12 protein-coding genes are annotated in these 13,192 nt (G+C 58.3%); 9 read left to right on the top strand and 3 right to left on the bottom strand.

Features of this window, described 5'->3' with window-relative positions:
* The first annotated feature begins 152 nt into the window (after positions 1-152).
* The 8 genes from QMG56_RS18520 to QMG56_RS18485 all read left to right on the top strand — a co-directional run bounded on the left by QMG56_RS18520 (position 153) and on the right by QMG56_RS18485 (position 9,510).
* The gene (locus QMG56_RS18520) at positions 153-857 is read left to right on the top strand and encodes a LysR substrate-binding domain-containing protein (RefSeq protein WP_309298582.1); all 705 of its coding nucleotides are present in this window, start codon (positions 153-155) and stop codon (positions 855-857) included.
* Between the two features lie 108 nt (positions 858-965).
* A complete protein-coding gene (locus QMG56_RS18515; RefSeq protein WP_281823957.1) occupies positions 966-3,305 on the top strand; it encodes a TonB-dependent receptor in 2,340 nt (779 codons plus the stop codon).
* 123 nt (positions 3,306-3,428) lie between these two features.
* Positions 3,429-4,493 carry an MBL fold metallo-hydrolase gene (locus QMG56_RS18510; RefSeq protein ID WP_281823955.1) on the top strand — a complete coding sequence of 355 codons (1,065 nt, stop codon included), beginning with the start codon at positions 3,429-3,431 and terminating at the stop codon, positions 4,491-4,493.
* Positions 4,494-4,495: 2 nt separating this feature from the next.
* Positions 4,496-5,488 (top strand): VOC family protein, encoded by a 993-nt coding sequence (locus QMG56_RS18505; protein WP_281823953.1) that lies wholly within the window; start codon positions 4,496-4,498, stop codon positions 5,486-5,488.
* A complete protein-coding gene (locus tag QMG56_RS18500; protein WP_281823951.1) occupies positions 5,488-6,630 on the top strand; it encodes an FAD-dependent monooxygenase in 1,143 nt (380 codons plus the stop codon). Before QMG56_RS18505 ends, QMG56_RS18500 begins: the two co-directional genes overlap by 1 nt.
* A gap of 16 nt (positions 6,631-6,646) precedes the next feature.
* Positions 6,647-7,573 carry a 3-keto-5-aminohexanoate cleavage protein gene (locus QMG56_RS18495; protein ID WP_281823949.1) on the top strand — a complete coding sequence of 309 codons (927 nt, stop codon included), beginning with the start codon at positions 6,647-6,649 and terminating at the stop codon, positions 7,571-7,573.
* 2 nt (positions 7,574-7,575) lie between these two features.
* Positions 7,576-8,352: a cyclase family protein gene (locus tag QMG56_RS18490; protein ID WP_281823947.1), complete on the top strand. Its 777-nt coding sequence runs from the start codon at positions 7,576-7,578 to the stop codon at positions 8,350-8,352.
* A gap of 6 nt (positions 8,353-8,358) precedes the next feature.
* The gene (locus QMG56_RS18485) at positions 8,359-9,510 is read left to right on the top strand and encodes a S9 family peptidase (protein WP_281823944.1); all 1,152 of its coding nucleotides are present in this window, start codon (positions 8,359-8,361) and stop codon (positions 9,508-9,510) included.
* Positions 9,511-9,791: 281 nt separating this feature from the next.
* Here QMG56_RS18485 and rsgA read toward each other — a convergent pair whose 3' ends face one another.
* The 3 genes from rsgA to QMG56_RS18470 form a co-directional block, all read right to left on the bottom strand.
* Complete coding sequence (gene rsgA, locus QMG56_RS18480; RefSeq protein ID WP_281823942.1) at positions 9,792-10,712, bottom strand: ribosome small subunit-dependent GTPase A; 921 nt, start codon at positions 10,710-10,712, stop codon at positions 9,792-9,794.
* Between the two features lie 125 nt (positions 10,713-10,837).
* Positions 10,838-11,032: a hypothetical protein gene (locus tag QMG56_RS18475; RefSeq protein ID WP_281823940.1), complete on the bottom strand. Its 195-nt coding sequence runs from the start codon at positions 11,030-11,032 to the stop codon at positions 10,838-10,840.
* Between the two features lie 153 nt (positions 11,033-11,185).
* A complete protein-coding gene (locus QMG56_RS18470) occupies positions 11,186-12,202 on the bottom strand; it encodes a GGDEF domain-containing protein (RefSeq protein ID WP_281823938.1) in 1,017 nt (338 codons plus the stop codon).
* A gap of 390 nt (positions 12,203-12,592) precedes the next feature.
* Between QMG56_RS18470 and QMG56_RS18465 the strand changes: the two genes are divergently transcribed.
* Positions 12,593-13,054 carry a pyridoxamine 5'-phosphate oxidase family protein gene (locus QMG56_RS18465; RefSeq protein ID WP_281823936.1) on the top strand — a complete coding sequence of 154 codons (462 nt, stop codon included), beginning with the start codon at positions 12,593-12,595 and terminating at the stop codon, positions 13,052-13,054.
* Positions 13,055-13,192 lie beyond the last annotated feature (138 nt).

Here is a 13,192-nt window from a genome sequence, read left to right as displayed (position 1 = left end):
GCGCTATCATCGTTCTCGGCGGGTGTGGCTTGTGGCATTTTTTGCCTCGTTGCAGGATTGGCTTCGACACCCATTTTCCTACTATAAAGCAACTGCTTAGGCCACTCCCGCCAACCCTTCTAACTAAGCACGGTGAATAAGACGGGCTAAAGATACAGTCGGCGCTCGACACGCAGCCGAAATTCGATCCTGCTCTGGCACGAAACCGCTTTCGCATAGGCATGTCTGACTACAGCTCGCTGATCTTCCTTCCCCGGCTGCTGCGTCGGCTGAACGAAGAAGCCCCCAACATTGCGGTAGAGGTAGCCGGCCTTTTGGACAGTGCTTATCTCGCACTCGAAAGTGGCGATCTGGACTTTTGTATTTCGCCAATGGACCCCGATCTATTCATTAATTATCGACCGAGCGAAGACCTCGTCCACGATCCTTTATTCGAGGACGATTTCGTCTGCGTGGTGGATGCGCGCTTCTTCGGGAGCAATGCTCAACTCACGACCGCACAATATCTTAGCGCGAAACACAATGTCGTGCGGATTGGCGAAGGCGTCGAAACGGTCGTGGAACATGCGTGGCGACTGGCCGACTTCCGCCCCCGCGTTGCGGCGACCGCGCCCAGCTTTTCAGCGCTTATTTTTGCGCTTCCCGGCACGCAACTGGTTGCCACCGCGCAGCGCAAACTCGCCAACGCCATTGCGCCGATCCTGGGCCTGTCGATCTATCCCTGCCCGATGGCGGTCCCGCCGCTGCGCGAGGACATGATGTGGCACAGGCGAAATCAGGACAATCTCGCCCATGCCTACATGCGCAGGATCATGGTGGAGGAGGCCAGCGAACTCACGGCGAACCACAACCTGTAGTTGTTACTGCAAGCACCAGATATGATTTCCCAATTCCAGCGGCTTTCAATCATAAATAACGCATGAGGCCACCCATCATAAGGACGTGGTCCATTGAGGAGGGGAACCATGCGTATACGTGCTCCACGGCGCGCTGCCTTGTGCGTTTCACTGGCTGCGCTTGCTATTTCGTCTGCAGCATCGGCTCAGGAAATCGCTCAGAATAGCGCTGTACCGGATAGCGGATTTGCGGTCGATGACATCATCGTTACCGCGCAAAGGCGAGCGGAGAGCCTCCAGAAAACGGCGCTTGCCGTCGCTGCCGTTAGTGCGGACGATCTCAACAAGGCAGGCGTCACGGATGTAACCGGGCTGACCAAGCTGGTGCCCTCGCTGATCGTGCAGCCTGCTACCGGCACGTCTGTCGGCTTCTACCTTCGGGGCGTAGGCAGCCTCGTCGGCAATGCGTTCACCGAGAATCCCGTCGCTTTCAACTTTAACCAGGTGTACATCGCGCGACCCGCTGCCTTGCTGGGTACCTTCTACGATCTGGAACGTGTTGAGGTGCTCAAGGGACCGCAGGGTACGCTCTACGGTCGAAACGCGACGGGCGGCGCCATCAACGTCATTCCCAAGCGCCCCGAGTTCGACCATTTCGGCGGTTCGATCAATATCGAATATGGCAATTATAACGCGATACGCGCTCAGGCTGCGGTCAATCTTCCTCTCGGTACGAATGCTGCCTTCCGGCTCGCCGCGCAGGTTGCCGACAGGGACGGCTACCTGTCTGACGGCTATGACGATGAAAACGGTCAGGCATTGCGCGGATCGCTGCGGTTCGAGCAGGGCGCAGTCGCTGCAACCCTGGTTGCCGATTATTTCCACCAGGGGGGCAAGGGCACGGGCAGCGTTCTGGTTCCCTCCCCATTTGCTCCGAACGCGCCAGATGTGAATGACAGGATCGGCAACTCCGATCCGCGTAGCACGTCCGCGCTGCAAAGCGCCATTCTCGCCAATCCGTTTTTGCCGCCCCCTGTCAAGATCGTCAGCCCTACACTCAACGGCGTCGCGCTGGCGAAGGACGATGGCTTTGTGGATAGCGAATTCTGGGGCATTTCGGCCAATGTCGATTTCGATCTCGATTTTGCGACGCTGACCGTCATACCCGCGTATCGCGATAGTCGCCCTGACTATCTGAATTATAATGGCGGCTATTATGGCCGCGTTACCGAAAGCGCCAAGCAAAAGAGCCTTGAAGTACGCCTTTCCTCCAACGGAGATGGTCCACTCAAATATGTGATCGGCGGCTATTATTTTGACGAGGACCAGAACACTTTCAACCATTTCGTCCAGGGTCAGGTTCTGAGCACTAAATTTACTGTGGACCTCAGTAACAAAAGCAAGGCACTGTTCGGACAAGCCACCTATGAAGTGCTTCCAAATTTTCGTTTACTGGCCGGTGTTCGCTATAGTCACGAACGCAAGGTCGCCGACATCGCGCTGACCCAGACTGGCATTTTCGCAGGACAGCCGGTCGATCCGTTCAACAACACCGTCACACCGGTGAATGTCGCCGGTGCCAAGAACTTTGAAAAGGTTACCTGGAAGGGCGGAATTGAATGGGACGCCGGATCCGACAACCTTCTCTATGCAAATGTCGCGACAGGCTTCAAATCCGGCGGCTTTTTTGTCGCCACACTGGATAATAGCTTCGCGCCGGAAAACATCACTGCCTATATGATCGGCAGTAAGAACATGCTCCTGAACAATCGTTTGAAGCTGAATGTCGAGGGCTTCTACTGGGATTATAAAGACCAGCAGATCAACTATATCGGCCCCACACGTAACCTTGACGCGATGGGCAACCCGATCGTCGGTTCCGGCTTGGTAACGACCAACGCGGGCAAATCGCGCATCTACGGTGCTGAAGTGGAGATGAGCTTCCGTTTCACGCAGAGCGACACTTTCATGGCGAACGTCCAGTATCTCAACGGGAAGTACACGGACTTCTCGTTCACCGCGCTGGGAGCCTCCGCACCGCGCACGGCCTGCGCCACGTCGGTCGACCCGACTTTCCCGAGGCCTCCGGGCCAGACGGCATTCGTTGTCGACTGTTCCGGAAAATCGCAGATCAACACGCCGAAATGGAGTGCCAATCTGGGCTATGAACATGTGTTCCCATTGGGCGATACTATGGATCTGACCTTCGGAGCGCGCACCAAGATCGAGTCCAGCCGCTTCCTCGCCATCGATTATCTGCCGGAGGAGAAGCAGGACAGCTACATGACCTCCGACTTGTACCTGACGCTGCGGGGCACGCGGAGCAAATGGTCGATCACTGGCTTTGTGAACAATGTCGAGAATGAAACGGTGTACGCTGGCACCAGTCTGCGCCCGGTCTATCCAGCCGTGTTCAACATCTTGCGCCCGCCGCGGACCTACGGGGTGCGGGCCGGGTTTGAATTCTGAGGAAGCAGGCGCATGACCGGACTACGGCTTTACCTTGCTCCGGATACATGCCGCCGCGGCTCGCGCGCTGGAGCAGGCGGGCCGTCCCGTCAATCTCGATCAGATCGCTCCCGTGCACGTGGAGTGTTGCGCAAGAGGTTGGGCGACAATCCCTATGTCGTGCTGCTGGGTGTTGCGCTATTGGCGTTTGGCGTTGGCAAAGGCCCTACGGCCATGGCTGCCAACGGGGCAGAGCCAGCGAAGAGCGATAACGCCAAAACGCATTTCCAGTTTGTGACATTGGGTACGGGCGGGGGGCCGCTTGCGCAGACGAACCGGTCGCAACCGGCCAATGCCATTGTCGTTGGGCAGGATGTCTACCTGTTCGACGTGGGCGAGGGTACGCAGCGCCAGCTCAAGGCCGCAGGCATCGAACTCGCCCACATCAAGGGCCTGTTTATCTCGCATCATCACATCGATCATGTTGGCGGACTGTGGCCGTTGCTCGTCAACCGGTGGGTTCAGGGAGTCTATGATCCTCTCCCGATATATGGACCGCCGGGCACGACCAAGATGGTAGCCGGTCTGATGGCGGCGGCTAGGGCGGTCGAGCTGGTCCCTGTATCTTTGGCTGCCGACCTGCCGACGATCGCGCAGACGGTAAAGCCGATCGATATGGCTTCCGAGATGGAAGCGCCTACCGCTGTTTTCAATCGGACGGGGGTGCGCGTGCTCGCTATCCTGAACGATCACTATCATTTCGCTCCCCCCAGCGAAGCGGCGTTGAGCGCACGGTCCTATGCATTTCGCATAGAGGCAGGAAACGCAGCGGTCGTCTATTCTGGCGACACCGGCCCCTCCCGGCGTCTGGAGATTCTTGCGAAGAATGCTGACCTGCTGGTGAGTGAGGTCATCGACATGGAGGCCATTCGCTCGTCGCTGGAGAAGGCCGATATGCCTGAAAGCCTGCGCGAAGGGGTGATGAAACATCTCGGCATCAACCATGTGACGCCAAGGCAGGTGGGCGCGATGGCGCGACGGGCCAATGTCCGCATGGTGGCACTTACCCATTTGGTCCCGGGCCTGGATACGGACCAGAACGATACGGGCTATGTTGCCGGACTGATCGATGAGTTCCACGGGCCGGTCGTGGTAGCGCGCGATGGACAGCGCTTTGACCTGTCCGCCTCAGAAAACGTCGGAGACTGAACATGCCGATAACGGGCATTGAATCGCTGGTCTATCGCGTAGGCGATGTCGAGTTGAGCACGCGATTTTTCACGGATTTCGGCCTTCCGCCAAAGGACACAGGTCAAACGCTGGCACGATTTGAACTGATGGAAGGCTCGCAGGTTATCGTTCGGCATCGCGATGATGCCGCTCTGCCCCTGGCGACAATGGAAGGCGATGGCGTTTGCCAGGTCATCTGGGGCGTGGACAGTCAGCGATCGCTTGAACAACTGGTCGATGCGCTGGGCAGGGCGGTCGATGTAACACGCGACCAGGATGGCACCGCCCATTTCCTGACACCCTTCGGCATACCGATGGGCCTAAGGCTATTTGCCAAGCGGCCGGTTACCTACGCGCCTGATCCAGTTAACGCGCCGGGACGGGTCAACAGGCTCAATCAGCATCGCAAATGGCGCGAGCGCGCCCGGCCCAAGGTGATCAATCACGTAGTTTGGGCGATCGAGGACTATGAAGGCGGTTTTGCCTTCATGCGGGGCTATCTCGGTTTCCGTCTCTCCGACCATCAGCGCGGGTTCGGTATGTACCTGCGTGCGGATGGTTCGTGCAATCATCACAATCTCTTCCTCATCAACGCCAATGCCCCATTTCCGGGAATGGATGGCAAGGTGCGGTTCCACCACGCCAATTTCGGGGTGGAGGATATCGATGAAGTCATGACCGGCGCCAACTACATGACGCGCAAGGGGTGGGATCCTTCCCATCTCGGGCTTGGGCGGCACCGCATCGATTCCGCTTTATTCTACTACCTGCCCTGCCCCGCGGGGGGTGAGGCCGAATATGGCACCGATTCGGATTATCTCGACGACAACTGGGTGCCGCGCGACTGGATCAATCCGCTCTTCGGGTTCGCAAGCTTCATACATAATCTGCCGCCATTCCTCGCGCAGGAGCCGGATTGGAACTTCCGCTACATCACGGAGGGAACGGGTAGCCCTACGGAAGGAGAGCATTGATGGCTGCTGTATCGAAGGCTCTGGTCATAGGCGGCGGGATCGGTGGACTGGTCGCAGCGCGCGCGCTGCGCATGCAGGGAATCGAAGTCGATCTGATCGAAAAGGCGCCGACATGGACCGTCTATGGCGTTGGCATCATTCAGCCCAATAATGTCCTGCGTGCGCTGGAAAAGGTCGGTCTCGTTCAGCCATGCCTGAAAGAAGGGGGGGCATTCGAAAGCTGGCGCGTTCATGACGCGCAGGGGAATGTTCTGCTCGATCCACCCGGCGCGCGAGACGCCGCACCCCATCTTCCCGCCAACAACGGCATCACACGGCCTAAGCTGCACGAAGTGTTGATCGATGGTGCGACCGAAAAGGGGGTCGACATCCGGCTCGGCACAACGGTCAGCGACCTCAATCATAGCGCCGGGGCAGCGGTCGACGTGTCGTTCAGCGACGGCAGCCAACGTCGCTACGATCTCGTGATTGGGTACGAAGGCGTGTTCTCACCGACACGCCAGTGGTTGTTCGGCGATACCTATATTCCGCAATTCACGGGGCAAGGCGTATGGCGCTATAATTTCGAGCGCCCAGCGGAAATGGACACGGGCATGGTCTTTTTCGGGCCGGACACGAAGGTCGGTCTCGTACCTTTGTCGCCGACGCTGATGTACATGTTCATCGTGACGGCTGAGAAAGATGGAACCTGGTATGACGGCCCCGATGTGGCCAGCGAAATGCAGGCCCGCCTAAAGGGATATGGCGGGCTGGTAGAGCGCCTGAAAAGCGAAATCCTCGATCCCGCCGGCGTCGTCTATCGGCCCATGATGAACATGCTGGTCAGCGAGCCGTGGTACAAGGGCCGCATCATGCTGGGCGGCGATGCTGCACATACCACCACGCCGCATCTCGCGCAGGGCGCGGCGATGGCGATCGAGGATGCAGTGCTTCTGGCCGAACTGCTCGGCACGCATTCCACGCTGGAGGTGGCCCAGAGGGAATTCATGCAGCGACGCTTCGACCGCGTCAAATATGTGGTTGATTGCTCAACCCAGCTTGCCAGCTGGGAAATGGAGGAATGGCGCGGCATCCATAATCCCCATGCAGACCCAGGCGGCTTGCTGCACCGCGCGACCGCCGCTCTGATGGCGGAATATTGAGAGGACCCTGGGTATTATGGCGAAAGTGATCATTTCCTGCGCAGTAACGGGAAGCGCACATGTTCCGAGCATGTCGGGCGCGCTGCCCGTCACGCCGGAAGAAATCGCCAGCCAGGCGATCGAAGCAGCCGAAGCAGGCGCAGCAATATTGCATCTGCATGCAAGGGTGCCCGAGGATGGCCGACCCACGGGCGATCCGGATGTCTATGCGCGTTTCCTGCCGGTGATCAAACAGAGGACCGACGCGGTGGTCAACATCACCACTGGCGGGGCGGTGACGATGAGTGTGCAGGAGCGACTGGCGGCTGCCAGGAGGTTCGCGCCGGAATTGTGCTCGCTCAACATGGGTTCGATCAACTTTTCCTTCTTTCCGGCGGCCGCGCGTATCAAGAGCTGGAAGCATGGGTGGGAGAAGGATTATGTCGAGGGCTCCGACGATTTCATATTCAAAAACACATTCCGCGACATAGCCTATATTCTGGAAGCGATGTCCGATGCCGGAACGCGCTTCGAGCATGAATGCTATGATGTCGGGCATCTCTACAATCTGGCGCATTTTCTCGACCGCGGCCTCGTGAAGCCCGGCTTCTTCGTGCAGATGGTGTTCGGCATATTGGGCGGGATCGGGGCCGAGCTCGACAACCTGATGTTCATGAAGCAGACGTGCGACCGCCTGTTCGGCAAAGACAGCTTTCAGTGGTCGGTATTGGCGGCGGGGCGACACCAGATGCCTTTTGTGACGCAGGCTGCGCTGATGGGCGGGCATGTGCGCGTGGGCTTGGAAGACAGCCTCTTCATAGAGCGAGGCGTGCTCGCAGCGTCCAATGCCCAGCAAGTGGAAAAGATCAAGCGCATCCTCGCCGAAATGGGCCACGAACCGGCTACGCCGGACGAGGCACGCCACATTCTCGGCTTGAAGGGCGGGGACAGGGTGGAGTTCTGATCATGGCCAGGCAGATCGTCGATCTTTCCATCTATCTTGAAAACGACGTGATCTCCGATCCGCCGCCTTTTAGGCCAAAGATCGACTATATCGATCACAAAATGTCGGTGCCTGAACTGGCAGGATTTTTTCCTGGCCTGAAACCGGAAGACCTGCCCGACGAGGAGGCGTGGGCGATCGAGCGGATCGCGCTTATCACCCACAACGGTACCCACCTCGATGCGCCCTATCACTTCGCCTCAACCATGAACAAGGGCGAGCGGGCGATTACCATCGATGAGGTGCCACTAGACTGGTGCTTCCAGCCCGGCGTCAAGCTCGATTTTCGCCATTTCGAAGATGGCTATGTCGCGACGGCGGGCGATGTGGCGGCAGAGCTTGCGCGGATCGGCCATGAGCTTGCACCTCTGGAGATCGTAGTCGTCAACACGGCGGCGGGCCAGCGTTATGGCGAGGACGACTACGTCACTGCGGGCTGCGGCATGGGCTATGAGGCGACGATGTACCTGCTGGAGCGGGGTGTACGGCTGACCGGCACCGATGGATGGAGCTGGGATGCGCCCTTCATCCACACCAAGGAAAAATATCTCGCAACCGGCAATGCGAAGCTGATCTGGGAAGGACACAAGGCGGGCCGGGATATTGGCTACTGCCACCTTGAAAAGCTGCATAATCTGGAGGCGCTGCCTGCAACCGGCTTCACCATCGCCTGTTTCCCGATGAAAATTCGCGCTGCGTCCGCTGGGTGGACCCGCGCCGTCGCCATTATCGAGGATTGATATCGCATGTATGAACCCTTTCCCGGAAATTATGTGTGGAACCTTGGCGTCAACATCTGCCTCTGCATGGGTGCGTCGATGGGCGAAATCGACAAAGCCAATAATGAAGTGCGCGAAATTGCGCGGGAAGGTGCCGACAAGGGAACGGCTGCCTTTTTCGATAGCTGGGGAGCGATGGCGGACAATCTCGTTCGGCTTGGCGAGCATTGCGAAGCGGTCGGGCACACGCTGAGTGCGAGCGACAAATATCTACGCGCAACCGCATATTATATTACCGCCGAACGTATGCAGGCGAGCGGCTATGCGCCGCGCAAGCAGATGTACCGCACCCTGCTCGGCACGATGATGCGAGCTGTTGAGACAGGAAAGCTCGGTTGGGAGCGAGTCGAGATTCCTTATGAGGGCTCAAGCTTCCCTGGGCTGTTCATCCCCGGCGAAGGCGCCGGCCCACGCCCTACCATGATATTCTGCAACGGTCTCGACAGCGTGAAGGAAATGATCGCGCTCTCGGTACGCGACACATTCGCAAAGCGGGGCATCAATATACTCGCGGTTGACCAGCCGGGCGTGGGCGAAGCGCTCCGCCTGAATGGCCTGCCTGCGCGCTATGACAGCGAAGTCTGGGCTAGTGCCGCTATTGATGCGCTCGCGCTGCGCCCCGATGTCGACAGCGACCGGATCGGCATGATGGGCTGGTCCCTGGGCGGCTATTATGCGCCGCGCGCCGCCATTTATGAAAAGCGTTTCAAACTGTGCGTCGCCTGGGGTGCCAATCACAATTGGGGGGAGCTGCAGGCGCGTCGGCTCAAGAATGAAGGTGAGAACCCGGTGCCGCATTATTGGGAGCATGTGATGTGGGTATGGGGCCAACCCGACATGGATGCCTTCATGGCGCTTATGCCCAAGGTAACGCTGAACGGGCACATGCAGAATATGACCGTCCCGTTCCTGATTACCCACGGCGCGAAAGACCGCCAGATTCCGCGTGAATATGCCTATCAGAGCCGCGATCAGGCCGTGAATAGTCCGCACCTCGATTTCAAGCTGTTCACCGATGAGGAAGGTGGCGTTGAACACTGCTCCGCAGACAATATGGAGCCTGTCAAAAGCTATATAGCCGATTGGGTGCAGGACAGGTTTCTCGCAATGGAGAGATAGGAATGGGTTCTCATCGAACGGCGGCTTTTCGATTTCGAAATTGGAAGCGGATGAGGGGGATGGCTCCCGCTCACGGCATTTAAATGCGAGAAGGGGCTCCTGTCAGGCAATGTAGGTATCAGCGCGACCAGTACGTCGTAATCGCCAACATAGCCTTAGTTTAGCGGCTAGGACGCGGCTTCGCGGTGGTTCTGAACATTCGAAAATGCTTCATCGCTTTGACATGACCTACTCCCGCCAAAGCGGCGGTTCCCCCGCAGCTAACTGAGCAAGAGAAGAGCCTAGGCCCCCGACCGTTTACCCATTCCGCTCCGCTTTCGTGTGAGACTAGCGGTATTGAGGGCCTCCTCTGCCGTCAGTCTGCGCCAGCGTTCCAGGCGCGCGGTCGAGAATTCACCGCGAGCCATTGCGGCCTGGACGCCGCAGCCGGGCTCGGCATTGTGGGCGCAGTTGGAAAATCGACAGTGCTCAGTCGCTGCGGCAATATCGTCGAAGACTTCACCCAGTCCCGTTGCCGCATCTGTCAATTGAAGTTCGCGCATGCCGGGCGTGTCGAGCAGCCAGCCGCCGCCAGCCAGACGATGCATCTCCCGCACGGTCGTCGTGTGGCGACCCGTGCCATCGGCTTTGCGGATATCCTGAGTGGCTATGCTGTTCGAGCCTCGCAAGGTGTTGACGAGTGTCGACTTGCCGACGCCTGAGGAGCCCAGAAGGGCGACAGTCTGTCCCATCCCACACCAGGCCGCGAGGCACGCGACATCATCCGGATCGCGCCCGTTGACGGTCCGCACGAGCAAGTCAGGCTGTAGACTGCGTGCAGATGCCTCGAATGCCTCGGGGGCGTCGGTGATATCTGCCTTGGTCAGCACCACGACGGGGGTCACTCCCACATCGCGCGCGAGCACAAGATAGCGCTCGAGACGCGATGCGCTGAAGTCCTGGTTGCAGGATGCGACGATGAACACTGTGTCCACATTGGCGGCGATCATCTGCGTTTTCCGGTCGGGGCCGGGCGCACGCCTCTTGAAGAGGCTCGCACGGCTCAGAACACGCGAGACGTGCTGCGTCTCGCGATCGATCAGCAACCAGTCACCTATTGTCGGATGGTCGTGGGCAGGACCGGCGCCGGGGATATGCGGATCGACCAGCCATGAGCCCGCATCGCCCGTCACGGCAATCTTGCCGCGATGGACCGCCGTCACGCGCACCGGACAGCATCGGGCGACTTCTTCGCCAGAAATCTGTGCGCTGAAAAAGGGTCTCCAGCCCAGTTCGGTAAGGCAGCTTGTCGGCTGGACTAAACGATCGGGGGTCTCGATAGCGTCGCTCAGGAGGCCGATGGCTTCGATTTGGCCTTCAGTGCCGGTGTGGCGGAGACCGCAGCCGTCAAGATGTCGGCAGCAGCAGGCCTGCGTTCGATCGCGTTGCGAGCGGCGCGATTGCGCCGATTATTGGCTGTGCGCAGTTGGCCCATATAATGTCCTGTCAGGTTGATATCGCGCGTCGTTGGCCGGGATGGCATGTATAACGCGGCGAGATAACGGCTCATGGTCATATCGGCGCACTGAAAACAAGGCCCCTTGGGCTAAAGCTGACCTTATGTCGGTCGTTAAGCGACCAATTTTCTGATTTAACAGTGAATGTTATGCTTATCCCTGCCGAGTGGTGAGCCCGATCATTTTGGCCTTCGTTCACCGGCGGCCGTTGGTGCCAACGCACCATAACGTCGGCCTACGCCTTTCCCGGCATGTTTCGCGGCATACAGGGCCTGATCGGCACGCAGGCGAAGTTCGACCGTGGTGACCGCATCTTCCGGAAGGCAGGCAAAGCCAATACTTGCACCGACCTGCACCACTGTGCCACCTTCCAACGTGAACGGATGACGAGCAACCTCTGCGATCAGGCGGTCTGCTAACGGCCCAACCTTCTCGGGCGCCATCCCGCGGACAACAGCCATGAATTCATCGCCGCCCATGCGTGCAAGTAGATCATCCGAGCGAAGCTGCGCGGCCATCCGCTTTGCCACTTCGATCAACAGAATATCTCCCGCTCCGTGCCCATGCTTGTCGTTAATGTCCTTGAAGCCATCAAGATCTATGCAGAGCAACGCCATTTGCCGATCCGGGCTGGGCGTGATCTGGATGAGCGCGTCATCCATGCCCTGGCGATTGAGTATTCCGGTCAGCGCATCATGCTGAGCGAGATGGATGGCCTTCGCCTGCATTCCAAGCGTCAGAAGCATCGACCGATGAAAATTGCTTATGATCTGCATTGCGCCCAGCAGAAAGGCCGGCGTCATCGGGACAATCACCATGAACCACGGTTCCCCCGATGCCACGGCACCCAGCACGAACGGAAGATCACATAGAAGAACGAGCATGAAAGCAAATCGTGGGGCTGCATAATTGCGCGCACAGATAGGACCGATCATTGCCATAACCAGTGTGGCCGCAAGGACGCCTAACACGAGATCGTTGCCGATCATGATGGTAAAGGCCCGCGCCCCCTGTTGTGCGCACCAGAGCGTAGAAAAAAGTACCGATCTATCGATGGTTGGCACATTACCGCCGCGCAGGGTTCTGTCTCGGATCTGCCAATCCAGGAAGCGGCAGCTCATCAGCACCGCTTCTGAAATCGCGAAGAGCCAAAATACCATGTTACCGGTGCGAAATAGCCCGACGGCGATCACCATCAATGCGCACAGCGATCCCATTATTACGGACGCAGGAGAACCAATCATCTGCCCGAAAAGAAAAGACCGCTCAGACCCGCTGACTTTACCAGCAGGTTCAAAGAACCATCGGACGGCAGGCACCTGAACCCTAAGTTGGGCACGAGTGAAAGCGGTCACAGCTATTCGGTCTGATGGCATGTTGGTCATAATAGCTATGGTCAGCTACGAACCCGTTAATGGTTCACCGACAAAAAACGCGTGATCACATCATGTCATACGCGAAACGGACTGCGCTAATACCAGTCGGATCGTTTCGACAGCGAGATAAAATAGCAATTACTAATGTAGCATTTGGGAGCGTTTACTAACGTGAGACGTTGGAAGGGCGAGCAAAAAGGGAGAGCCCGGATGTCGAAGAGAAACTTGAGCGAACTCGCAGCGAAAATGAAAGACATCGATTTCACGATGCTATCCACGCACAGTCCGGGCGGGACGATCGGCGCTCGGCCAATGAGTAATAATCGCGACGTCGATTATGATGGCGATAGCTGGTTCTTCACTACGCAAGACACGCAGATGGTGGCCGACATAGAACAAAACCCGCAAGTGGGTCTCAGCTTTCAGGGTAAGGCGGGCCTTCTGGGAATCCGCCCCTTCTTCATCGCGATCGAGGGTCAGGCTGAACTGATCCGGGACAAGGGTGCATTTGCCGCGCACTGGACCAAAGATCTGGATCGGTGGTTCGAGCAAGGCGTGGATACGCCAGGCCTCATCCTTATTAAGGTGCACGCAAAACGTGCGCATTATTGGGATGGGGAAGACGAAGGCGAAGTATTGGTTGAACGCGGGGCCTTCGTGGGCGGTCCATGAGGAGCGTCCAACGGCAGCGTCAGCCAGTTTTCGGCGGCCCCACATCGGCTGGCGTGTAAAGAGTTAGCGGTTTACGCCCCCATATTTGGGGGGGGCGTCGGATGAGTGGCCCGGACCGCTCTGATGCTGGAGGTGGCA

The sequence above is a fragment of the Sphingobium sp. BS19 genome (assembly GCF_027925545.1).
Taxonomy (GTDB): domain Bacteria; phylum Pseudomonadota; class Alphaproteobacteria; order Sphingomonadales; family Sphingomonadaceae; genus Sphingobium.
Note: the sequence above shows the minus strand (reverse complement) of the source record. Positions and strands in the feature narration are given on the sequence as shown.